Source organism: Planotetraspora sp. GP83, from assembly GCF_041262585.1.
GTDB lineage: Bacteria > Actinomycetota > Actinomycetes > Streptosporangiales > Streptosporangiaceae > JAOEGB01.
In genome coordinates, this window is the sequence record NZ_JBGCBZ010000014.1 from 67,703 (window position 1) to 89,732 (window position 22,030).

The window sequence follows — 22,030 nt, forward strand, 5'->3', positions numbered from 1 at the left end:
TTCCCCAAAGGGTGTCGGTATTGCCTGACGGAAAGCTGAATGACCGCTGAACGCACTCGGATAAGCGAGCTCGTGTCAAAGGGAGCAGGTCACCGCTTGAGGCCGACGCCGACCAGGCCCGCGAACCTCTCGGTCGACCACGGCCCCTGCGGACGCCATTCGGCCGGGCCGACCAGGCCGGGGTCGAGCACCTCGAACCCCTCGAACAGGCCGAGGATCTCCTCCCGCGTGCGCGCCCCGAGCCGGGTGTTGGCGCCCTCGTAGACCCGCTCCGCCGCGGCCATCTTCTGCGGGAACGCGTCCTTCGACAGGTGGGAGAGGATCAGATGGCTTCCGGGCGCGACGGCGTCGCGGTAGGCCGCCAGGATGCCCCGCGGGTCCTCCGAGTCGTCGACGAAGTGCAGGACGGAGACGAACATGAGGGCGACCGGCTCGTCGAAGTCGATGAGCCTCCGGACAGCCGGATGGCCGAGGATCTCCCGCGGATGGCGGAGATCCCCCTCGACGAACTCCACGTTGTCCGATCTCACCAAGATGGCGCGTGCGTGGCTGGCCACCACCGGGTCGGAGTCCACGTAGATCACCCGAGCGTCGGGGCCCGCGACCTGGTGCACGTTCTCCCTGGTCGGCAGCCCCGAGCCGAGGTCGAGGAACTGCCGCACCCCGGCGGCCGCCGCCGTCCTGACCGCCCGCCCGAGGAACGAGCGGTTGAGCCGCACGCCCCGCAGGACCCGCCCGTCGGAGATCCTGACGATCTCCTCCGCGCTCTCGCGGTCGGCGGCGAAGTTGTCCTTGCCTCCGAGCCAGTAGTCGTACATCCGGGCGATGTTCGGAGTGCCGGCACCCACGCCTCGGGGGGCATCACTGCCGTGCGCGCTCACGGTGACCTCCTCGGATACCGGAAATCGACTATAGAAGCCCTCCCGGCCTCGCGGCCAGTGATCCACTGGTCCAAGACTTTCGTGATCATGCAAAGGTTCCCGGCGAAGCCGCTTCACCTGCGAAACCGGATTCGTGATCATGCGGTCGTGGTGACACGTACGCTCACGCCATGAGCGGCGGGCGACCTGCTCAGCGGACACCGCGCGGGCGGAACTGGATGCTGATCCGCGCCCCGGTGACCCGTGTGCTCTTGGGAATGGCGTGCTCCCAGGTCCGCTGGCAGCTGCCGCCCATCACGAGGAGGTCGCCGTGGCCGACCTCGTGACGCAGCGCGGGGCCTCCCCCGCCACGAGGCCGGAGCATCAGGTTGCGCGGCGTGCCGATCGAGACGATCGCGACCATCGTGTCCTCCGTGCTGCCGCGCCCGATGGTGTCGCCGTGCCAGGCCACGCTGTCCTTGCCGTCGCGGTAGAGGCACATCCCGGCCGTGCGGAACGGCTCGCCCAGTTCCTCGGCGTAGTGGGCGTTGAGCGCGTCCCGCGCCTCCTCCAGCACGCGGTCCGGAAGGGGCTCTCCCTCGTCGTAGAACTTCAGCAGCCGGGGGACGTCCACCATCCGGTCGTACATGTGCCGCCTCTCGGCATGCCAGGGCACCACATCGAGCAAGCGGTCGAACAGCGCGTCCGACCCGGAGATCCAGCCCCGCCGCAGATCGATCCAGGCTCCGTGATCGAGCAGGGTCCGCTTCACCGTGGGCCCCAGAGGGCCGGCGCAGGTCTCGTCGCGCCAGTCCAGCAGCGACCCCTGGAACAGGCTTTCCATAGGCCCAGTGTACGACGCCTATTCGTACAGACATTCGATCAGGTGTAGTTCTTCAGCGTGATGGCGCTCGCCGTCTTCCGGACACCCTTGGCGATCAGGCCCTTCCACGGCACGTACGGCAGGAGCCGGAAGTTCGTGTTCATGAACCAGGCGATGAAGCGGTTCTCCGGGACCATCCACTTGCTGACCCCCTCCCCCTGCTTCTGGCAGCCCCTGGCGTAGTCGCGCATCGCCTCCTCGTAGCGGGCGAACGCGGTGCGATGGTCGCCCCCGGCCTCCGCCAGCTCCCCCGCGAGGACGTACGCCGCGACCATGGCGAGGCCGGTGCCCATGCCCGACAGCGGCGAGGCGCAGTAGGCCGCGTCTCCGAGCAGCACCACCCGTCCCGTGGACCACCGGTCCATGTGGACCTGACTGACCGAGTCGAAGTAGAAGTCGGAGGCGTCCCGCATGTCCCGCAGCAGCCGGGGAGTCTCCCAGCCCACCCCGGCGAACGCCTCAGCGAGGATCTTCTTCTGCTGCGCGACGTCCCGGCGGTCATAGGCAAGCGAGGGCGAGCCGAAGTAGAACATCGCCTTGGCCTCGGTGTTCTTCCGGGCGCTGTACATCGCGACGAGCTTGCCCGGCGTGCTGTAGGCCTGTCCAGTGTGGTCGAGCCCGAGGTGGTTGGCGGTCGTGAAGATCGCGCAGTGGAGCCCCAGATCCTTGACGAACCGCGACTCGGGGCCGAAGGCGAGCGCGCGCACATTGGAGTGCAGGCCGTCGGCGCCCACCACCAGGTCGAACCTGCGCGGCGCCCCCCGCTCGAAGGTGACGTCGACGCCGTCGGCGGTCTCCGAGATGGAGGTGATCGAGTCGTCGAAGATGTACTCGACCTCGTCCCTGGTCGCGTCGTACAGGATGCGCGCGAGGTCGCCGCGCAGGATCTCGACGTCGCCGCTGAAGAGGTCGGCTGGCATGCTCGCGATCTGCTTGCCGTCCTCGTTGACGTACGACATCGCGCCCATGTTCGTCGCGGCGCGCTTGACCTCGTCGAGGATCCCCATGCGCTCCAGCACGGTGAGGTGGGCCTCGCCGCGGAAGTCGACCGCGTAGCCGCCGTCGCGGAGAGCGGGCGCCCGCTCCACCACGGTGGGGGTGAAGCCGTGGCGGCGCAGCCAGTAGGCCAGCGCGGGGCCGGCGACGCTCGCTCCGGAGATCAGGATGTTCGTGTTCGTGAGGCGCTCTGTGGTGTCCATGGCTCAGAGGCTCGCGGAGGGCGCTCACCGCGCACTCACCACGGACTCACCGATCCTCACCAAGCCCCCGGCCCCGGCCTCGCCAAGCCCCGGCCCCCGCCTCAACCGGCTCCCGGGCGCGCCGCATCGGGTGCGTCGCCGGACGCGCCGGGGCCGGCGGAGCCGAGGTCGATGACGGCGTTGATGGGCGAGGCCAGGATGACGGCATCCGGCACGCCAGCGAGGCGGAGCGCGTCCTCCGGCGCCAGCCGCATCCCTTTCCGGTACGCCTCGTCGTACGGCGACTCGCCCAGGATCGCCTTAACGGCGGCGGCCACCCGCGCCGCCTCGGGATCGCTACCGGTGGCGATGCCCCGTAGGGCCGTGGCGGCCCCGAGGAACTCGGCGGCCGACACGGCGTCGCCCTCCGCGAGCGCCACTCCCGCCAGGGCCTCGACCGCACGCGCGCTCTCCGGGAGCGGCCCCACGGTCACCACGACCTCGACGGCCTGCCGGTACCGGTCCCGCGCCTCGGCGAGGTCGCCGCGGGCCTCGGCCACCTTGCCGAGCCCGATGAGCGCGCCCGCCCGGTTTCCCACGCTCTTGACCCAGTGCGGGTCGAAGCGCTCCAGCGCCTCCTCGTACAGCCGGGCCGCCTCCGGCAGGTCGCCCTCCTGGCGGGCGATGTCGCCGAGGCCGCGCAGCGCCGCCGCCAGGTAGGTGAGGCTTCCGGCGCGCCGGGCGATCTCGGCCGCCTTCTCGTAGTCGGCCCGCGCCCCGGCGAGATCGCCACCGCCCACATCACCACCGCCCACATCACCACGGGCCGCGCCGCCGTGAGAGCGGTAGTCTCCCCGGTTGACGAGCAGGTCGGGGAGGTCCTCGACGGCGCCCAGCTCCTCGGTGAGAGTGAGCGCCTCGTCGATCAGGGTGATCGCCCTGGTGGTGTCGCCGCAGATGTCCGCCACCCCGGCCAGCGCGTCGAGGGCGAACGCCGTCCCCCACCGGTCGCCGAGCGAGCGGAAGACGTCGGCCGCCATGGCGAACTGCCGCTCGGCCTGCGCGAAGTCACCCGCGGCGTGCTGGGGGTATCCCCACGAGAGCTCAACCAGGGCCCTTTCCCACGGATCGGGCCCAGCGCCCCCTCGGGTCATCACGGCGAGCGCCACGGATGGGTCGCCCTCCCCGGCGGTCAGCATCGGCCACAGCAACGTGATGATGGGGTGGCGATGCCCCCAGTCAGGGGCGACGACGAGCCGCTCGGCCAGCTGCCGGCTCCGGTTCCACGCCTCCCGTCCGGCCGCGCTCGCCGCCGCGGTGAGCGCGCAGAAGACGTACTCCTCCCCCAGCCCCGGCGGCGGCTCGGTGCCGACCAGGTCGAGGAGCGCCACGGCGTGTCCCGTCGCCCAGGTCCGCAGGCCGCGCATCCAGAGGTACGACGACAGCGACGCCAGGAGCCTCAGCCCCAGCTCGGGCTCCCCGGCGTCCGCGGCCCATCGCAGCGCGGCCTGGAGGTTCTCGTGCTCGGCGGCGAGGATGTCCAGCCACTCGATCTGCTCGGAACGACGCAGGCGCGGGCCGGCGTCCTCCGCGAGAGCGAGGAAGTGCTCCGCGTGCGCCCGCCGTACGGCGTCGGACTCGCCTGCGGCGTCGAGCCGCTCGGCGCAGTACGCGCGGATCGTCTCCAGCATGCGGAACCGCCCGTTGCCGACCTCGACGAACGACTTGTCGGCGAGCGAATCGAGCACGTCCTCGGCGTCGGGGACGGCGCACACGCGCTCCGCCGACTCGACCGTCGCGCCGCCGGAGAAGGCCGTGAGACGCCGCGCCATCACCTGTTCGTCCTCGGACAGCAGGTCCCAGCTCCATGCCACGACCGCGCGCAACGTCTGGTGCCGTGCCTGTGCCGTACGGCTGCCGCGCGACAGCAGGCGGAACCGGTCGCCCAGGCGGGCGGCCAGGTCCACGGCGTCGTGCGTGCGCATCCGCGCCGCCGCGAGCTCGATGGCCAGCGGCAGGCCGTCGAGAGCCTGGCAGACGTCCCGTACGGCGTCGGCGTTGGAGTCGTCCACGGTGAAGCCCGGCCGTACGGCGGCGGCCCGGTCGGCGAACAGCCGCGCCGCCGCGGACGGGGAGAGCGCGCGGACGGGCCAGAGGTTCTCACCGGTGATGCCGAGCGGCTCCCGGCTCGTGGCCAGGACGCGGAGGTTCCGGCAGCCCGCGAGCAGCCGTTCGGCGAGCGCCGCGGCGGCCTCGACGACGTGCTCGCAGTTGTCGAGGACGAGCAGCAGCGGCCGGTCGGCCAGCGCCGCGACCAGCCGGGAGACAGGCGTCGTCTCGCCCGGCATCGCGAGGAGCCCGCCCTCGCGCAGGCCGAGCGCGCCCAGCACGGCCTGCGGCACCTCCGGCCCGTCGCGCAGCGGCGCCAGCTCGACGAAGCAGACATCGGGCTCCTGGCCGGCGACCTCGATCGACAGCCGGGTCTTCCCCGCGCCGCCGGGGCCGAGCAGCGTGACGAGCCGGGTCGTCGCCAGCAGCTCCCCGACCTTGTCGAGATCGTCAGCACGACCGACGAAGCTGGTGAGCTGCGCCGGAAGCGACGGCGGCTCGAACAACCGGTCGCCCCGCAACAGAGCCTGGTGGATCTCGGCCAGCTCAGCCGAGGGGTCCGCGCCGAGTTCGTCGGCCAGTAGCCGCCTGGTCTCCTCGAACACCACAAGAGCCTCGGCCTGCCTGCCGTCCGCCTGGAGGGCCCGCATGAGAAGCCCGCGCAGCCGTTCCCGCAGCGGATGGCGGCCGGCTGATTCCCGCAGCTCCGGCACGACCGCCCGGTGCTCGCCGAGCTGGAGGTCCGCCTCGATCCGGTCCTCGAGCGCGGCCAGCCGCCGCTCCTCCAGGCGTACGACCTCGGCCTGGACCGACTCGCCGTCACCGGCCCCCGCGTGGCCCGGCCGGGCCGGGCCTGACGCCGCGTCGGCGAGCGCGGGTCCCCGCCACAGGGCGAGCGCCTCGTGGAGCAGGGCGGCGGCCTCCCCCGGCCTGCCGTTCCGGAGGGCGTGCCGTCCCGCGTCCGCGAGCCGCTCGAAGCGATGGGCGTCCACGTCGCCGGGATCGACCCCGAGCCGATATCCGCCGGGGGCGAGCTCGATCGGCGCGTGGTGCTTCAAAACCTGGCGGAGCCTGGACACCTGCGACTGCAGCGCGTGCCCGGCTCCGCTCGGGGCCTGCTCGCCGTACAGGTCGTGGACGAGGCGGTCGGCGGTGACCACCTCGCCCGGGCGGACGAGCAGCAGAGCCAGCAGCGCACGCCGGGTCGCGCCGCCGATGGACACCTCGCTCCCGTCGTCATGCCAAGCCCGGGTTGTGCCCAGGATCCCGAATCGCATGGTGGTGATTCTGTCGGATGGCCCCGACACACTGGGACGGCCGCAGGGGGAGCTACCAGGTCACGGGGAGCTCGACGAACCCGCCGGTGAGCCGGTCGGAGCGTGGCTTGAGCTGCTCGTACGGCACGGCCAGGCGCAGCGTGGGGAAGCGCTGGAACAGCGAGGAGAACACGGCCCGCAGCTCCACCCGGGCGAGGCTCGCCCCGAGGCAGTAGTGCATCGCGTAGCCGAACCCGACGTGCGGCTCAGCGTTGTCCCGGGCCACGTCGAACCGTTCGGCATCGGGATAGACGCGTTCGTCCCGGTTCGCCGCGATCGTGGCGAGCATCAGGAGGTCACCGGCCCGGATGGTGACCCCGCCGATTTCGACGTCCTCATAGGCGTACCGGACGAGTCCGTGCTCGCTCGGCGCGGCCATCCGCATGATCTCCTCCACGGCGCCGGCGACGAGCGAGGGGTCGCGGAGGAGCGCGTCCCGCTGCTCGGGGTTACGCAGAAACAGCAGCACGCCCTGGTCGATCTGGTTGACGGTCGTCTCGTGCCCTGCGAACAGCAGTCCCGCGGCGATCCTGGCGATGTAGTCCTCAGGCAGGTCCGCGGCCGCCAGGTCGGAGTACACGTCCTCGTCCGGCCTCTCGCGCTTGGCCTGGACGATGGCGTAGGAGTAGGCGCGCATCTCGTCCTGCGCGGCGGCGGAACGCGCGGAATCGTCCAGGTCGGCCATGTCATCGGCCATCGCCCGGAACTTCTCCCGGTCCTCGTACGGCACGCCGAGCAGCTCGCAGATCACCTGCATGGGCAGCGGCACGGAGAACCGCTCATGCAGGTCGGCCGGCGGCCCCTGCTCCGCCAGGTCGTCCAGCAGGTCGTCGATCAGAAGCTGGACCCGGTCCGACAGGTGGCTCATGCGGCGGGCCGAGAAGGCGGGCGTCAGCAGCCGCCGCATCCGCTGATGGACGGCCCGCTCGGTCTCGTAGTCGCCGATCGGGCCGCCCAGCAGGGCGCTGTTGGACAACCGGGGAGCAGACTCGGGGGTGGGATGTGAGCGGCCGAACCGCGCGTCCGCGAAGACCCGCCTGATCTCGTCGTAACCCGTGACCAGCCAGGCCTCGTCCCCCGTCCGGGTCAGGACCTTGACGATGGGCTCCTCGGCACGCAGCTCGCCGAACTCCGGCGAGAGCTCCAGCAGGTCGCTCCGATCGAACGGCAACTGCCTGAGTTCCGTCATGTCAGGATTCCTTTCAGAAAGCCCCCCGACTGACGGTCTCACCGGAAATAATGCGCGGCAAGCCTCCCTGTCCGCTTCAGGACGTGACGTTCTCAGGAGCTGACGCCGGCGCAGATCGCCCTCCCCCTCAGTGCTGACTTTTGGCAGCCGCCCGCGAAAGCTGGATCTGACATCCGTTCATGGACAGCTATCTATGAGCGCGTGGGATTTCCCTCATGACCCGCCGGGGATCTGACGACCGGGCGCATCGGGCCCCATCCCGTCCGGAAGGTGAATGTCGTGGCAGAGACCGCCAGGCGCACCCCCCGTCAGACCGAGAAAACGGACCAGAGCACGAGGACGACCCCGGGCGCGATGGAGTCGGCGACAAGGGACTCCGGCACACGAGACCAGGGCACACGAGACTCAGGCGCCAGGGGCATGCCGAGGGCCGGGAAAGTCCCGCTCATGGGAGAGGTTCCCGTCATGGAATGGGAGCGGAGACTGCGCGACGTGATGGCGGCCGGCGGCCTCTGGACGCGGGACACGCGTGCTCCCAGCTACGAGGAGCTCCGGCCGTACGGCCACCGCGAGACCTCCGGGTTTCCCGTCTACAAGAACCTCGAAGAGCGGCTTCTGCGCGCTGAGGACCATCCGGACCCGGTGATCGCCCACGTCCTGGCCACCTGCGCCGGATACGCCTATTCGGGAGCCGATACGCTTTCGATGATCATGGCGAGAATGGGCCTGCCGGACAACAACTGCCGCGTGATCGCGTCAACCGTCGACGCGATGCTCATCTGCTCCACGTCGTTCGTGATTCAGAGCAACAGCGGGCGGGTCGCCATCCTCTGCTACAGGGGCACCGAACCCATGAACTTCGTCAACTGGCTGACCGACATCGACCTCGAACCGGAGCGGATGGGCTACCAGTTCGGAGATCCGTGCGCCACCGTGCACGCCGGTTTCTACCGCAACGTACGGACCACCCGCTACGAGGTCATGCACACGCTCAGGGAGGCCTGTAACCGGCAATCCGTGCGTATCGCACTGCCGAACGGGCTTTACGGCGCCGAGCTCCCCGGGATGCAGAACAACCTCGAAGCGCTGTACATCACCGGCCACAGTCTCGGCGGAGCCATGGCCGCGATGATGGGCGTGATGATGCGGCACGAGCGCAAATATCGGGACGAGTTCGCCGACCGGCTCAAGGCGGTGTACACGTTCGGCCAGCCCATGATCGGTGATCCCAGTTTCGCGGAAGCGTGTCAGAGGGACGACTTCCTGCGGGAGAAGACGATTCGATACGTCCATGACAGCGACATCGTCCCGAACCTTCCCCCGACCACATCCGGCCGGTTCAAGCATTTCGGCCGCGAGTTCCAGTATCAGGTGCCCCACGTCCGGAACGGCCTGATGGACCTGCTCGGTCTTCTCGGGTGCACCTACAACCCGCGAAAGGGGCACTGGGTGGCGAAGAAGTCTCCGACTCCGCAGATGCCCGGCGCTCTCGGCATCGCCCTGGGCGCGATGTCCTTCATATCCCGCAAATTCCAGGCGACCCGCTCGCTGCCCGTCATGTACTCCTTCGAAGACCACCTTCCGCACCATTACATATCCGCCCTGACCCCTTACGGCGTGGCCAACGAGTTCGGCGACTAGCGCGGCGCTACCAACGGATGGGATCCGCTCGGAGGCGAAAGCCAGCAGGTAGAGCGCGGCCACGCAAACGTGATTGGTGACCATCGCCTCCCGGCTGCCATGATCGAACCTGTGGCTCTCCAACCGGGACAGATCGTGCGCTGGAACCTGTACATCGGCGGCCATCTGAGCACGGCGACTCCCGTACGAGTGGTGGAGGACACGCCCGGCGGTCTGCTCGTATGGCTCGCGACCGGGTCACCCGTATGGCGGGTCGACCTGCCGGACGGAGTGCACCTGCGCGACCTGCCACCGCACGACCGGCCGGCCGGCGGCTATCCCGTCAAGGCCGGCCGCTGGCACCTGGGCGACGCGCTCATCTACCAGCCCGCCGGCACCTCCCACGCGGTGTTCTGGTTCTTCGCCGCCGGCCTCGGCTTCCGCGGCTGGTACGTCAACCTGGAACGCCGGACCCGGCGTGGCGACGACATCGACGTGGAGGATCTCGAACTCGACGTCACCGTGGCGCCGGACCGCACCTGGCAGTGGAAGGACGAGCGGTCCTTCGCCGAGAAGACCGGCCACCCCGCCTACTGGAGCGCCGGCGAGGCCCATGCCATCCGTGCCGAAGGCCGCCGCGTCGCCGGTCTGGCCGAGGCCGGGGCCTTCCCCTTCGACGGGACGTGGTGCGACTTCGTCCCGCCGGCCTCGTGGGCCATCCCGCCGCTGCCGCCCTCGCCGGCATCCACCCTGCTCCCACCGGCCCGGCGGTAGCCGTACGGCGCGGGTCTCCGAGAGAGCGGGCGCTATCGGGCTGGCGGTCGAAGCGGACAGATGACACCGTGAGACCGTGTCCGGCGCCCCCGGCAGGGGGACTCAGGCGCCGCATACGTCTATGCCACGGAGGATCGGGTGGGATTCGGCAAGCGCCCGCCGCTTCTACGTACGGCACGGCTTCGCCGCGATCGGCGTGGAGGATTCCGAGGTCACCTACTCCTGGCCCCGCTGACCGCAGCGACCGGGGAAAGTGTCGGTGCCCGGGTGTACTGATGGTCCCTGAAGACGGCGGTGAAGCCGGTGAACTGGGCGATGGAGGCGGACAATGGCGTACCCGATGACGCGGAACACCTTGAAAGTGCCGGGCGCGACGCTCTATTACGAGGTGCGGGGGTCCGGTCCCGTGCTGCTGATGATCCCCGGCGGCCCGACGGACGCGAGCGTCTTCGCCGGTCTCTCCGATGCTCTGGCGGACAGGTACACGACGGTGGCCTACGATCCGCGCGGCAACTCGCGCAGCGTGCTCGACGGGCCGCCGGAGGACCAGCGACTCGACGTCCACGGGGACGACGCCCACCATCTCCTGGCCGCCGTCACCAGCGAGCCGGCATACGTGCTGGGAAGCAGCGGCGGCGCCCAGATCGGGCTCGACCTCGCCGCGCGCCATCCTGAGCGGGTGCGCACCCTGGTGGCACACGAGCCGCCGGCCGTGGAGCTGCTCCCGGACGCCGCGCGGCATCGGGCGCTCATGCGGGAGGTCTACGACACCTACCGCAAGGAGGGCGTCGGCCCGGCGATGCGGAAGTTCGAGGAGGGGATCGGCATGGGCGGCGAAGATGACGAAGTGCCACCGCCCATGGATCCGGGGGCCGAGATGCCGGAGGATATGGCCCGGATCATCGCGAATCTCGAATTCTTCATCGCCCACGGCGCGCGGCCGCTGAGCGGCTACGTCCCGGACGTCGCGGCGTTGCGGTCCGGTTCCACCCGAGTCGTCGTGGGCGTCGGGGAGGCGTCCGCCGGACAACTCGCCCACCGCACCGCACTCGCGCTGGCCGAGCGGCTCGGAACAGACCCCGTGACCTTCCCCGGTGACCACGCGGGCTACGGCAGCCATCCGGCCGCGTTCGCCGAAACTCTCCACAAGGTGCTCTCCGGCGGGTGACCACGACCCGCGATCACGCGGGGTTTCATCGTTGAAGCCGTCCGAACCGCTGTGTCCTGACACCGCTGCGTCTTGACCGGGGGACTTTACGCATGCCTCTTGCTTGTTCAACCGTGCGCTGTTACAAACAATATCGATCGAGATCAAACAGAACTACCCACGGAGTTCCACCACAACGCACATCGAGAAGGTCATGCGTCAAACCATCGCGGCTCTTACCACGGCGTTTCTCGTCAGCATGGGGCTCACCGCGGTCGCGGCCCCCGCCCAGGCACTCGACGACGGGCTCGCCCTGACTCCTCCGATGGGCTTCAACAACTGGAACAGCACCCACTGCCGGGCGGAGTTCAACGAGGCGATGGTCAAGGGCATCGCCGACATCTTCGTCTCGAAGGGCCTCAAGGACGCCGGCTACCAGTACGTCAACCTCGACGACTGCTGGGCCCTCCCCCAGCGCGACGCGGACGGCAACCTCGTCCCGGATCCGAAGCGCTTCCCGGACGGCATCAAGGCCCTCGCCGACTACGTGCACGACAAGGGCCTCAAGCTCGGCATCTACACGAGCGCGGGCACCAAGACCTGTAACACGGCCGGGTTCCCCGGCGGGCTCGGCCACGAGGAGCAGGACGCGAACCTGTTCGCCTCGTGGGGCATCGACTACCTGAAGTACGACAACTGCAACAACCAGGGCGTCGACGCCGTCCAGCGCTACACCAAGATGCGTGACGCGCTGAAGGCCACGGGCCGCCCGATCGTGTTCAGCATCTGTGAGTGGGGCCAGAACAAGCCGTGGCTCTGGGGCAAGGAGGTCGGCCACCTCTGGCGCACGACCGGCGACATCAACGACACCTGGCCCCGGACGCTGTCGATCATCAAGGCCAACCTGCCGCTCGCGCAGTACGCGGGCCCCGGACACTGGAACGACCCGGACATGCTCGAAGTCGGCAACGGCGGCATGACGGACACCGAGTACCGCACGCACTTCGGCATGTGGGCCATCATGGCGGCGCCGCTGCTCATCGGGTCCGATCTGCGCAAGGCCACCCCGGCGACGTATGAGATCCTCGAGAACCGCGAGGTCATCGCGATCGACCAGGACCCGCTCGGCGTTCAGGGCGCGGTGCTGAAGTCGGCGAACGGCGGCTGGGTCGTCGTCAAGCCGCTGAAGAACGGCGACGAGGCCGTGGCGCTGTTCAACGAGACCGACAAGCCGCAGCGCATCGCGACCTCGGGCACCGAGATCGGGCTCGACCGCGGTGACGTGCCCGCCTATCGCCTGCGAGACCTGTGGGCGCACACCGACACGCACACCGAGGACGTCATCTCGGCCGCCGTGCCGCCCCACGGCACGGTCCTGCTCCGGGTCAGCGTCGACCACAAGTGGAACAGCTACCCGCCTGCTCTCGGCCTTGACGTGCAGGTGCCTTCCACCTATCCGGGCGGCCCCGTGCTGGCCGAGCCGGGGAAGCCGTTCACCGTCACCGCCTCGGCCACCGACAACGGCCACACCCCCGCCCAGCGCGTGGAGCTGCGGGTCCAGGGACCGGAGGGATGGGACGTCACCGCCACCTCGCCGACCACGATCAAGAACCTTCCGCCAGGAGCCTCGACATCCGCCACCTGGCAGGTCACCCCGCCCGCGACCCTGGCACAAGGGCAGTACACCCTCGGGCTGACCGCCCGTTACACCAGCAGCGGCGGAAGGGCGTCGGCGTCGGCGTCGTCCTTCGCGGTGTTCCTCGTGCCGCCCCCGCCGCCGACCGCGAACGGGTACCTGAGCGACCTGCCGTGGCTGTCGATGGTGAACGGCTGGGGCCCCGTGGAGCGCGACCGGAGCAACGGTGAGAAGGGGGCGGCCGACGGCCACACGATCACCATCAACGGCGCGAAGTATGCCAAGGGGCTCGGGGCCCACGCGCCCAGCACCATCGAGTACTACCTCGGCGGCCACTGCACCACCGTCACGACGGATGTGGGCCTGGACGACGAGAAGGGCTCGAAGGGAACCGTGAGCTTCGAGATCTGGGCCAACGGCGACAAGGTGGCGGACTCGGGGGTCATGACGAACGCCATGCCCGCGAAGACCCTCACCGCCGACGTGTCCGGCGCCACCCTGCTCCGGCTCGTCGTCACGGACGGAGGCGACGGGGTCGACAGCGATCACGGCGACTGGGCGGGCACCACGATCGCGTGTGCCTAACACGGGCGCCTGAACACGGGCGCCTGAACACGGGCGCCTGAACACGGGCGCCTGAACACGGGCGCCTGAACACGGGCGCCTGAACACGGGCGCCTGAACACGAGCGCCAGGGTCGCGCCCGCCCGAACATAAGATCGCCCGCCCGGACCTAGGAACCCGGTGCCCCTGACTCACCTCCGGGGCACCTCGGTTCGTTCAGAGGCGCACCAATCGTCGGCGTCCGCGCGCCGCCGACCCGAGCACCGGGGGGCCTCAGGCCGGGCCGAGGTCGTTCTCCGGCGGGAGGCGGGAGCCCCTGTCGGTGGCGTAACCACGCCGGAGCCGTCCGAGGAAGGCCAGCCGGGAGCGCTTGGCCGGCGTGAGCGAGTAGACGCCCATCATCCAGTCGCCGAGCCGATGTCGATCGACGACGATCAAGCCCGCTTCCCGAGCCGCGTGGCCGGCCTGGTCGCTGAGGACATGGGAGGTGACGAGGACGCCTTGATGGCCTCGGTAGGCGGGGGCGTGGAGCGCGCCGATGAAATCGCGGACCTGCCCGGGGCCGACCTGGCGGGTGTAGAGCTTGCACTGGACGGCGTACGGCGCGCCGCCGGGGGCGATACCGACGACGTCGACGCCCCGGTCGCTCCTGCCGCCGACGACCCGGACCCTCGTGAACCCGTCGTTGCGCAGCAGCTCGGCGGTCAGGTGCTCGAACTGGCCGGGAGTCAGCCGGTCGACGCCGGCACGCCGGAGAGCTTCGGCCCGGTAGTCGTCGCCGAGGCGGCGGATCAGCAAGGCGGCGATCACGAGGAGCCCGACGAGCGCGGTGGCGACAATCAGCAGCAGTGGCCAGCTCGACGCGAGGACGTCACCCGCCTTCGGCGCGAGAACGAAGAGGACAATGATCCCCAGGACCGCGAGCGGCCAAGTGCTCTGAGACCTTCGCCGCCGGGTTCGTTTCCGTACCGGTGATCTACGCCTCGCCATCGTGAGACCTCCAGGCTCGAAGAAGGGCTTCGATGGCGAGTGTGAACGCCCCCTCCGACAAATAATCTTGCGGTGGCGAACGCGTCCGCCCGCTACTTGGCGTCCAGCTCGAACGACCGCCGGCGAGTCGAGGGCACGAGGTCGAGGTACGCGGGATGCCTGCGGATCCAGTCGCGGATGAACGGGCAGAAGGGCAGCACGTCGAGCCCCCGATGCCGCGCGGAGTCGAGCGCCACCCTGGCCAGGACGCTGCCCAGCCCACGGCCGGCGTACTCGTCGTCGATCTCCGTGTGGACGAACGCGATCGTCCTCGGGCGGAAGGCGTATTCGGCGAAGCCGGCGAGGTGCCCGTCGACCGTGATCTCGAATCGGTGCAGCTCCGCGTTGTCGTTGACGTGGATTTCAGGTGCGGTGGTCATGCGATGGGGGCCTTCCGGGGTCGTGTCCGCGCGGTTCTCGGTGGACGACCGCGCGCACGCGCTCGTCAAGGGGGCCAGGGATCGGCTCCCACGGCGCACGCGCTGTTTGCGGACGCATCAGCAATATAGCGCGGCACCGACTTCCGCCCGGCCTGTGGGCCGGTTCGGCTCAGCCGCGGGAGGTGACGGGCACGCCCGGCTTGGCCGGCGGGGCCCGTCCGATCAGGACCTTTCTCGGTTCCGTACGGCGGAGCAGCCGCAAACGTCCGGCGACCACCGAGGTGTCGTCGTCGATCGTTGGGATCATGCCGAATTGGTCCCTGTACATGACATCCCAGTCAAGGTAAGAACTAACGGTGGTGAATACGCATACGAACTACGGTGTGGACGCCCCAGGAGTGCTGGCCGGTCTGACCGTGGGCGGGATCGCGGAACTGGCCCTCGCCGCCGTACTGTTCGGCGTCGGCTGGCCGATCCTGGCGGCGGTGCTGCTGATCGGCGGGGTCATGCTGGTCGCCGGTGCGGCGCTGTTCGCGCACACCACGCTCCGCGGCAAGTTCCAGATCTGGGACACGGAGCTGAACCGGCTCGGCCTGCGAGGCGACGAACGCGTCCTCGATCTCGGCTGCGGGCGCGGCCTCGTCCTGCTCAAGGCGGCGGCGAGAGTCCCCCGGGGCCGGGTCACCGGCGTCGATCTGTGGACCCGGGATCAGTCAGGCAACAGCCAGGAGGCGACCTGGGCCAACGCCCGAGCTGAGGGAGTCGCCGACCGGGTCGAACTGGTCACCGCCGACATGCGCGATCTGCCCTTCGAGAGCGCCACGTTCGATCTGGTGGTCGCCAGTCTCGCCATCCACAACATTCCGGATGACGATGGGCGCGCCGAAGCGGTACGCGAGGCGTTCCGGGTGCTCAAGCCGGACGGCAGGCTTCGGCTGGCGGATTTCCGGCACGCCCGCGAGTATGCCGCCGTGCTCCGCGAGTGCGGGGCGGCCGACGTTCAGATTTACGATCTCGGCTGGCGATTCTGGTATGGCGGACCCCACGCACGGACGGCGATGGTCGCCTGCAGACGTCCATGAACCCGGGTTTCCCGCCGTTCAGGAGAGGCTGAGCAGAGGCCGTCACAAGGACAGGCCGCGCAACCATCCGCGGACCGCGGCGAAGAGGGCCGGGGCGTTGCGGTGCAGGTTGAGCGCGTGCCCGGCCCCGCCGAGGACGAAGGTCTCCAGCCTCGCCTCGGGCGGGTAGAACCAGCTCTCCCAGGTTCTGACCGCGGCGGCGTCGGTGCACTGGAGATACGGGCCGTTGCAGAACAGGTCGTCATGCTGCCCGACGCCCAGGAACACCGGGACCCGAACGGCACCTGAGATAGCGGGATCGCCGGACTCGGCGAGGGTCGCCTGCTCGCCGCTCGTCATCGTCGCCTTCGTCAGCTCGATGACCGACGGCATCAGGGGGGAGATGCCGGCCGCGTCGAGGAACAGGCCAGTCCGGCTGCCCGCCCTGGTCGTGAGATAACCAGACGGAGGCCGGGTCGCCCCGAGGACGGGGTCGCCGGCGGCGGGCACGATGGCCTGGTTGAGCTCGTCCAGCTTGGGGCCGATCGAGTGGACGAAGCCGGTCGCCACCACGGCGTCCAGGTCGTGGTGCCGGGCGGCGTCAGTGATCAGGACGCCGGCGCCGAACGAGTGCCCGACGCCCACGACGCGCGAGTACGCCTGGCCGTCCACCTGGCCGGTTCGCAGCCGGCCCACCACCTCGTGAATCGCTTCGACCTCGCTGCCGAGCGTGACGGCCTCGGCGGGCGGTCGCTCGCTCAGCCCGCTGCCCGGCCGGTCGAGAGCGAGGACCGTATATCCGGCATCGGTCATATACCGCACGTACGGCGGGGCGCCCACGTCTCCCGGGGTGAACCAGTACGCCTGGTCGAAGGTCACGCCGGCGAGCAGCAGTTGCAGCGTGCCCGTCGCCGGACCTGACGGCCGGCACAACGTCCCCCGGAGCGTGACCGGCTGAGCGGCCACGGTCACCGGCACGGAGACCAGGCGGCAACCGGCCGGCCACGCCCCCGACGCCCCCGACGCCCCCAATGACGCCGATGACGCCGTGGCGGCCGGCGCGTACACGCCGGCGAGAAGCACGAGCGCCAGCCCGCCGGCGAGCGCGGTCAGGCACCTGGAAAATCGATTCTTACCCATGTCTTTCCCCTCAGGACCGGACGGAGGACAGGCTTGGCAGCACTTTGTCGAGGAACCGTTCTAAGCTGGCCACGGCGATCTGACCGGGGACGGCCCCGAAGTCCATCTGCCAGAGAAATCCGTCGGCTCCGAGCACCTCGGTGATTTCCTGGACACGATCGACCACGGTGGCCGGGGCGCCGACGACGGCGCTGCCCATGGTCCGGAACGACGTCGCGTCCAGCGCCCGGATAGCCCGGCTCATCCCCGTATAGCCGCGGTAGTCGTCGGAGGCCACCGAGAGCCAGGAGTCGGTGGCCGCGGCCCACACATCCAGATACGACCGCAGCAGCGGGTCGGCGGTCCGCCGCGCCTCCTCGTCACTGTCCCCGACGTACAGCGGGAGACTTGCCACCACCTGCGGTCGGTGCGCGTGTCCCGCGTCGGCGTGCGCTTCGCGGTAGACGGCGATGTGGTCGCTCATCTCACCGAGCGGAGTGAGGGCGGGGGTGACGAGCAGGTTGTATCCCTGCTCTCCGATCCAGGCGAAGCTGGAGCGCGAGCGCACCGCCGCTATCCACACCGGCGGGTGCGGGCGCTGCACCGGCCGTGGCAGGGCCGTCACACCCTCGAACCGGAAGAACGGCGTGTCGACGCTCACGTTCTCCTCGGTCCACAGCCGCCGCACGGCATCGATCGTCGCGGTGAAGCGTTCCCGGCTGCCGTCCAGCGGCACCTGGAACGCGTCGAACTCCTGGGGCAGGTACGCCCGCGCGAAGCCGACGTCGAGCCTTCCCCCGCTGATGGCGTCGACCATGGCCGCCTCTGAGGCGAGTTGGACGGGATGGTGGAAGACCGGCAGCACGCATCCCGTCATCAGCCGGATCCGCGTGGTGGCGGCGGCCACCGCGGACAGGAACGCCAGCGGGCTCGGGCAGTAGCCCCCGTAGGCGCCGAGGTAGTGCTCGGTCATCTTCACGTGGCTCATCCCGCCCTGATCGGCGAGGCGGCTCAGCAGCAGAACGTCCCGGAAGTAGTCGTCGGGCGCCTTGGTCCCGGGCGCGCAGTCCGGGAGGAGGGACAGGCCGTGGAACATCCGCGTTCCTTTCTCCGCGTGTGGCGGTCAGGCCACCGCGAACAGGAAGAAGGTGACGTGCGCCACCATCAGAGGGATCAGCGTCGGGTAGTGCCAGAACAGAAGGCTGTGCGTGAGCCCCATCACGACCGCGCCGACGACGGGGAAGATCGCGGCCCGCCATGAGGACATCAGGAAGACCTGCATGACGGTGAACAGCAGGCAGGAGATTCCGACCGCCAGGACCGGCCCGGCGTCACGCAGCCACGTCAGCACCAGCCCGCGGAAGACGACCTCCTCGCTGCCCACCTGTACGGCCGTGAGCGCCAGGGCGAGCGGGAGGGAGACGACCTCCATCGTCTTGAGATGGTGCCGGATCCAGCCGCCTCTCGACAGGCCGAGCCACTGCCGCGTGCGCTCCCCGCTCGCGGCGGCCCCCGTGGCGGTCGCCGGCTGCGCGCGTGACTTGAACCTCTCCGGAACAGCGTCCCGCCGGCTCGTCGCCTGAACACCTTCGATCAGCGCGCGGCAGATCAGCGAGCCGAGGGCTACCTCCCCGACGCCGATCGCCGCTCCGAGCGCCATTAGATCGGGCCGGTCCAGGCCGAGTCCGAGCCTCGTGAGGTCGATGCCCGTGACCAGAGCGAGGAGCGCCACGACGAGAACGTGGCTCGCTCCGGCCGCCGCCAACTCCAGAACGCCGCTTCGCTCGCTGGCGTCCCAGCGGCGGGCGAACGGGAGCAGATGAGCGACCCGGCGGCAGGCGGCGAACAGTGCCGACTTGGCGTACTTGTAGTAGAGAACCACCAGCACCGTCAGCGCGAGAGCGCGAAGCGGCCACGGCAGAGCGCTCATGCCGGCGCACCCCACATCCCTCGCGCCCGCACCCGCCGCACCACCGGCTCGCCACGCCGGTAGCGCCACACCCACACGTTGAACACGACGTGGGCGATGATCGCCGCCAGGACGTTCCCGGTGAGCAGTGTGACCGCGCACGCGGCCACCGCCAGGGGCGTCTTGGCCAGCACCTGGACCCAGCCGAAGAAGACGTGTGAGCAGGAGAACACCGCCGCGGCCACGGCGAGCGCCGCCGCCGCGAGCCGGCCGTCCGCGAGCGACAGAGCGAGCCGGGTCAGCATCCCGCGGAAGACCAGTTCCTCCCCGACGGCCACGGCCACCAAGAGCTCCAGCCGGACCTGGAGGTCGCTCGCGGTCGGCGCGTAATCGTTGCGGGCACGGACCAGACCGGTGCGGCGGCGCTCGGACACGCTCGTGCCCGAGGCGGCGAAGCCCGCGGGCCGCGCCGCCGTCATCCGCGGCGGCCCCGCCAACGCCGAAGACCGCGCTGACGCGGCCGTCGCGCGCCGGCCTCGCCAGGCCGTGGTGATGGCCCGATCCACCCGGATGACCACCAGCCCCAGCGCGAAGCCGGAAAGCACGCCCGCCGGCACCCCCCACCAGCCCGCCGGATGCGCGGGCACCGGCTGGACCACCGCGGCCGGCCCGAGCAGCACCGTGCCGGCGGCGATCAGGGCTCCCATGAGCAGCACGTGAACACCGAGCAGTGGCAGCCGTCGGACCCAGGCCCACCGGGTGTGCAGATGGGCCGCGAGCGTCAGGCTCGACAGGGACAGCAGCGCGAGCGCCGTCAGGGCGTATGCCCTCGTGTCAGGGATAGGGGTGGGGATCATGGCGGCGGAATCCTCCGTATGCGGCGAACCGCTCGTGCGCCGCCGCCGGGGCACTGGGCAGCGGCAGCGTCACAAGATCGGGGCACCAGAACCGGGCCACGACGAACCCCAGGTCGGCCACGTCCACGGTGGTGAAGTCCGCCGCGTACAGGCGCTTGCCCGTGACGTGGAAGGCCCGCACGAGTTCCCGCGTCCGGACCCCCGCCGGCCTTTCGTCGTCACCCGGCAGGTCGTCGGCCGAGGCTTCGTCGCATTCGGCGAACCTGGCGTCGACGACCCGCGCCCCTTCCGGGCGCGCGGCGAAGGAGACGTTGGACTCCAGGTCGAAGATGTGGTCGGGGCCCGCGGGGCGCTCCTCGAACTGCTGCTGCAGGGCGGACCATACGGCGAGTCCGCGGACTCCCGCCGCCTCCAGCAGTGCCCGGTACATTGCCCGCTCCAGCACCCCGTCGATGCCGAGCCCCACGGCGACCGCCGGCAACCGTCCGTCCGCGCTGCGGATGAGGCAGGCGATGGTGAACCCCGGCAGGTCGGCGCTGGGCAGCAGATGGAACTCGGGCTGGTCGCCCCTTCCATCGAACGCCGCCGCCACCACGCGCTGCAGCGCCGCGGTCCTGGCCCCGGCGCCGATCCGTGTCGACCGGGAGGCACCGTACCAGTGGCAGATCGCCGCATCGATCTGCACCATCTCCTCAAGCGCGTTGAGCGCCGCCCGGTCGGGGTCGGTGTGGGCGGCGGTGCCGGTGGAGACGGCGGGGGCGATCCACGGCTCGCCCATCGTGTCCTGAACGACGTACCCGACCAGCAGCAGCTGAGCCGGCACCCAGCAGTCACGGCCGTCGCTGAGCCGGGTGGCGCGGACCCAGCCGAGCGGGTCGCCGTCCCGGCGTGGCCGGAACGGGAACTCGTCGCGGCCGTACTGCCCGGCGGTGTACGGCGCGGCGGGGCCGGCGTCGCACAGCTCACCGGCGGCGACCAGTTCGCCGACTGACGCGTAGCGGATGGGGAACCGCCCGCTCACCGGGGCCAGGTAGCCGCCGTACCGCTCCACCACCTCGCCGAGCGTCCTGATGTGCGATTCGAAGGGGCGCAGGCCGTATCCACCGATGTGATAGGCGCCGATCTTGGGCGCGGGCAGGCCGCGCAGGACGTGCACCCCGGTCAGTTCGCCACCGGCCACCATCAAACGGGGCCCACCCCGCTGGCGCTGCAGAAAACCCATCGACGGCATCAAGCCGCACAGTGGGGAGTGCATCCGGGCGCGCAGCCGCGCGGTGAACTGGTCGGGACTTTCAACGACGCGCGGGGCCATCACGTCAGGCACGGCGGAAACGTCGGGCACGGCGGAAACGTCAGGCATCGATCCACCGCCGGACGTCGAAGTACAGCTCTGTGGCCTCTCGCTCGACCACCGGCCCGCAGGCCCGGCAGCCCGGCAGCCGCAGCACCTCGGAGTAGGCGATCTCCATGGTCGGCAGATAGATCCCGAGCACCTTGCCGAGGGTCGTGGTGGTCCCGGTCAGCGCCAGGTTGAGCGCCTCCAGCCCCACATGCCCCGCGACCAGGGCGCGCAGGGCGTCGAGGGTGGGTGGCTCACCGGCTCGAATCGTCTGGCGGACCAGGGCGTCCTTGTACCGCTGGTAGCCGGCCGACTCCCGGAGGTTCATCAGCACCCGGGTCTCGAAGCAGGCGAAGCACGCGGACGTCGGCGGGGAGAACGAGGGCCCTATCAGCACCATCGGACCGTCGACGGCGGCCTGGACCCACGGCGTCCGCAGGGCCAGGGCGACCCGGTTGAGCACGGACAACCGCAGGGGATGCGGCTCCTCGGCGACATGGACCAGAAGCTTGCCGCGCCACGGTTCGAACCGCTCGACGAACCGCTCGAAGCTCAGCCCGTCTTCCAGGGCGACCAGGTCGGCCTCCGAAAGGGCCCGGTGCAGGGAACCGCCCTCCCCGGCGACCTCGACCCCGTTCGGCGCGCTGGTCTCCAGCACACGGGCTGTCGCGGTCGCCAGTTCGTCGCCGCCCAGGACGACCACCGGCGGAGCGGGAGCCTCGGCGACATAGGCACCGGTGCCTTCAAGGTAGCTGTCCAGCGCGGTCTCGGGCGCGCGCGCGATCACTCCGAGCTGGTCGAGGTGGTCCACGAGCGCCTCGACCTCGGCCCGGGTGACACCGTTGGCCTTGGCCACCTCGGCCCGGCTGGTCGTGCCGTCGAGCCCGCGCAGCAGGCCGTACAGGCGGCCGGTGCGGGCATGGTCGGTCAGGGTGTACGAGCGGACGTTCCAGACACCGTGGCGGAGCTCCACGGTGTCCGCGTCGTGGGCGACGACGCTGAAAGACGGTTTGATCCGGACGTTCTTGCTCTGTTGCATGAGTGCCGTTCCTTCCTGGTG

Annotated in this window: 19 protein-coding genes; 5 read left to right on the forward strand and 14 right to left on the reverse strand. The window is 70.3% G+C overall.

Annotated features, from left to right (window positions below):
* Positions 1 to 89 precede the first annotated feature (89 nt).
* The 5 genes from ABH927_RS20385 to ABH927_RS20405 form a co-directional block, all read right to left on the reverse strand.
* Positions 90 to 881 carry an SAM-dependent methyltransferase gene (locus ABH927_RS20385; protein ID WP_370023825.1) on the reverse strand — a complete coding sequence of 264 codons (792 nt, stop codon included), beginning with the start codon at positions 879 to 881 and terminating at the stop codon, positions 90 to 92.
* A gap of 190 nt (positions 882 to 1,071) precedes the next feature.
* A complete protein-coding gene (locus tag ABH927_RS20390) occupies positions 1,072 to 1,704 on the reverse strand; it encodes an alpha-ketoglutarate-dependent dioxygenase AlkB (protein WP_370023827.1) in 633 nt (210 codons plus the stop codon).
* A gap of 38 nt (positions 1,705 to 1,742) precedes the next feature.
* Positions 1,743 to 2,942 (reverse strand): FAD-dependent monooxygenase, encoded by a 1,200-nt coding sequence (locus ABH927_RS20395; protein ID WP_370023829.1) that lies wholly within the window; start codon positions 2,940 to 2,942, stop codon positions 1,743 to 1,745.
* 101 nt (positions 2,943 to 3,043) lie between these two features.
* Complete coding sequence (locus ABH927_RS20400) at positions 3,044 to 6,307, reverse strand: BTAD domain-containing putative transcriptional regulator (protein ID WP_370023831.1); 3,264 nt, start codon at positions 6,305 to 6,307, stop codon at positions 3,044 to 3,046.
* Positions 6,308 to 6,359: 52 nt separating this feature from the next.
* Positions 6,360 to 7,535: a cytochrome P450 gene (locus ABH927_RS20405; RefSeq protein ID WP_370023832.1), complete on the reverse strand. Its 1,176-nt coding sequence runs from the start codon at positions 7,533 to 7,535 to the stop codon at positions 6,360 to 6,362.
* A gap of 447 nt (positions 7,536 to 7,982) precedes the next feature.
* Here ABH927_RS20405 and ABH927_RS20410 point away from each other — a divergent pair, with 447 nt between their 5' ends.
* The 4 genes from ABH927_RS20410 to ABH927_RS20425 all read left to right on the forward strand — a co-directional run bounded on the left by ABH927_RS20410 (position 7,983) and on the right by ABH927_RS20425 (position 13,297).
* Complete coding sequence (locus ABH927_RS20410; RefSeq protein WP_370023833.1) at positions 7,983 to 9,176, forward strand: lipase family protein; 1,194 nt, start codon at positions 7,983 to 7,985, stop codon at positions 9,174 to 9,176.
* 99 nt (positions 9,177 to 9,275) lie between these two features.
* Positions 9,276 to 9,929, forward strand: a complete 654-nt coding sequence (locus ABH927_RS20415) for a DUF402 domain-containing protein (protein WP_370023835.1) — start codon at positions 9,276 to 9,278, stop codon at positions 9,927 to 9,929.
* A gap of 340 nt (positions 9,930 to 10,269) precedes the next feature.
* Complete coding sequence (locus ABH927_RS20420; protein WP_370023837.1) at positions 10,270 to 11,097, forward strand: alpha/beta fold hydrolase; 828 nt, start codon at positions 10,270 to 10,272, stop codon at positions 11,095 to 11,097.
* Between the two features lie 193 nt (positions 11,098 to 11,290).
* Complete coding sequence (locus ABH927_RS20425) at positions 11,291 to 13,297, forward strand: NPCBM/NEW2 domain-containing protein (protein ID WP_370023839.1); 2,007 nt, start codon at positions 11,291 to 11,293, stop codon at positions 13,295 to 13,297.
* Between the two features lie 252 nt (positions 13,298 to 13,549).
* Here ABH927_RS20425 and ABH927_RS20430 read toward each other — a convergent pair whose 3' ends face one another.
* From ABH927_RS20430 to ABH927_RS20440, 3 genes are all read right to left on the reverse strand, one after another.
* Entirely contained in the window at positions 13,550 to 14,266 is a 717-nt protein-coding gene (locus ABH927_RS20430; protein WP_370023841.1) for a restriction endonuclease, read from the reverse strand.
* A gap of 92 nt (positions 14,267 to 14,358) precedes the next feature.
* On the reverse strand, positions 14,359 to 14,685 hold the full coding sequence (locus ABH927_RS20435; protein ID WP_370023843.1) for a GNAT family N-acetyltransferase: 327 nt from the start codon (positions 14,683 to 14,685) through the stop codon (positions 14,359 to 14,361).
* Positions 14,686 to 14,854: 169 nt separating this feature from the next.
* The gene (locus ABH927_RS20440; RefSeq protein WP_370023845.1) at positions 14,855 to 14,992 is read right to left on the reverse strand and encodes a hypothetical protein; all 138 of its coding nucleotides are present in this window, start codon (positions 14,990 to 14,992) and stop codon (positions 14,855 to 14,857) included.
* 52 nt (positions 14,993 to 15,044) lie between these two features.
* On the opposite strand from ABH927_RS20440, the gene ABH927_RS20445 reads away from it, so the two are divergent.
* Positions 15,045 to 15,767, forward strand: a complete 723-nt coding sequence (locus tag ABH927_RS20445) for a class I SAM-dependent methyltransferase (protein ID WP_370023847.1) — start codon at positions 15,045 to 15,047, stop codon at positions 15,765 to 15,767.
* A 42-nt stretch (positions 15,768 to 15,809) separates the two neighbouring features.
* Here the strand turns inward: ABH927_RS20445 and ABH927_RS20450 are convergent, their stop codons facing one another.
* The 6 genes from ABH927_RS20450 to ABH927_RS20475 are packed head-to-tail and all read right to left on the reverse strand — an operon-like array spanning position 15,810 to position 22,009.
* Positions 15,810 to 16,886, reverse strand: coding sequence for an alpha/beta hydrolase (locus ABH927_RS20450; protein WP_370023849.1), 1,077 nt, complete (start codon positions 16,884 to 16,886; stop codon positions 15,810 to 15,812).
* A 10-nt stretch (positions 16,887 to 16,896) separates the two neighbouring features.
* Entirely contained in the window at positions 16,897 to 17,961 is a 1,065-nt protein-coding gene (locus ABH927_RS20455; RefSeq protein WP_370023851.1) for an LLM class flavin-dependent oxidoreductase, read from the reverse strand.
* A 27-nt stretch (positions 17,962 to 17,988) separates the two neighbouring features.
* Complete coding sequence (locus ABH927_RS20460; RefSeq protein WP_370023853.1) at positions 17,989 to 18,795, reverse strand: lysostaphin resistance A-like protein; 807 nt, start codon at positions 18,793 to 18,795, stop codon at positions 17,989 to 17,991.
* Positions 18,792 to 19,631 (reverse strand): CPBP family intramembrane glutamic endopeptidase, encoded by an 840-nt coding sequence (locus ABH927_RS20465; RefSeq protein ID WP_370023855.1) that lies wholly within the window; start codon positions 19,629 to 19,631, stop codon positions 18,792 to 18,794. The genes ABH927_RS20460 and ABH927_RS20465 overlap by 4 nt, the downstream gene beginning before the upstream one ends.
* Positions 19,609 to 20,991 carry a YcaO-like family protein gene (locus tag ABH927_RS20470; RefSeq protein ID WP_370023856.1) on the reverse strand — a complete coding sequence of 461 codons (1,383 nt, stop codon included), beginning with the start codon at positions 20,989 to 20,991 and terminating at the stop codon, positions 19,609 to 19,611. Before ABH927_RS20470 ends, ABH927_RS20465 begins: the two co-directional genes overlap by 23 nt.
* Complete coding sequence (locus ABH927_RS20475) at positions 20,984 to 22,009, reverse strand: TOMM precursor leader peptide-binding protein (protein ID WP_370023857.1); 1,026 nt, start codon at positions 22,007 to 22,009, stop codon at positions 20,984 to 20,986. The genes ABH927_RS20470 and ABH927_RS20475 overlap by 8 nt, the downstream gene beginning before the upstream one ends.
* Positions 22,010 to 22,030: the final 21 nt, after the last annotated feature.

What these genes read in the sequence shown, in the direction of transcription:
- ABH927_RS20390 (WP_370023827.1), bottom strand. Translation starts at nt 1,704, where the DNA reads ATGGAAAGCCTGTTCCAGGGGTCGCTGCTGGACTGGCGCGACGAGACC.
- ABH927_RS20395 (WP_370023829.1), bottom strand. Translation starts at nt 2,942, where the DNA reads ATGGACACCACAGAGCGCCTCACGAACACGAACATCCTGATCTCCGGA.
- ABH927_RS20400 (WP_370023831.1), bottom strand. Translation starts at nt 6,307, where the DNA reads ATGCGATTCGGGATCCTGGGCACAACCCGGGCTTGGCATGACGACGGG.
- ABH927_RS20405 (WP_370023832.1), bottom strand. Translation starts at nt 7,535, where the DNA reads ATGACGGAACTCAGGCAGTTGCCGTTCGATCGGAGCGACCTGCTGGAG.
- ABH927_RS20410 (WP_370023833.1), top strand. Translation starts at nt 7,983, where the DNA reads ATGGGAGAGGTTCCCGTCATGGAATGGGAGCGGAGACTGCGCGACGTG.
- ABH927_RS20415 (WP_370023835.1), top strand. Translation starts at nt 9,276, where the DNA reads ATGATCGAACCTGTGGCTCTCCAACCGGGACAGATCGTGCGCTGGAAC.
- ABH927_RS20420 (WP_370023837.1), top strand. Translation starts at nt 10,270, where the DNA reads ATGACGCGGAACACCTTGAAAGTGCCGGGCGCGACGCTCTATTACGAG.
- ABH927_RS20425 (WP_370023839.1), top strand. Translation starts at nt 11,291, where the DNA reads ATGCGTCAAACCATCGCGGCTCTTACCACGGCGTTTCTCGTCAGCATG.
- ABH927_RS20430 (WP_370023841.1), bottom strand. Translation starts at nt 14,266, where the DNA reads ATGGCGAGGCGTAGATCACCGGTACGGAAACGAACCCGGCGGCGAAGG.
- ABH927_RS20435 (WP_370023843.1), bottom strand. Translation starts at nt 14,685, where the DNA reads ATGACCACCGCACCTGAAATCCACGTCAACGACAACGCGGAGCTGCAC.
- ABH927_RS20440 (WP_370023845.1), bottom strand. Translation starts at nt 14,992, where the DNA reads ATGATCCCAACGATCGACGACGACACCTCGGTGGTCGCCGGACGTTTG.
- ABH927_RS20450 (WP_370023849.1), bottom strand. Translation starts at nt 16,886, where the DNA reads ATGGGTAAGAATCGATTTTCCAGGTGCCTGACCGCGCTCGCCGGCGGG.
- ABH927_RS20455 (WP_370023851.1), bottom strand. Translation starts at nt 17,961, where the DNA reads ATGTTCCACGGCCTGTCCCTCCTCCCGGACTGCGCGCCCGGGACCAAG.
- ABH927_RS20460 (WP_370023853.1), bottom strand. Translation starts at nt 18,795, where the DNA reads ATGAGCGCTCTGCCGTGGCCGCTTCGCGCTCTCGCGCTGACGGTGCTG.
- ABH927_RS20465 (WP_370023855.1), bottom strand. Translation starts at nt 19,631, where the DNA reads ATGATCCCCACCCCTATCCCTGACACGAGGGCATACGCCCTGACGGCG.
- ABH927_RS20470 (WP_370023856.1), bottom strand. Translation starts at nt 20,991, where the DNA reads ATGCCTGACGTTTCCGCCGTGCCCGACGTTTCCGCCGTGCCTGACGTG.
- ABH927_RS20475 (WP_370023857.1), bottom strand. Translation starts at nt 22,009, where the DNA reads ATGCAACAGAGCAAGAACGTCCGGATCAAACCGTCTTTCAGCGTCGTC.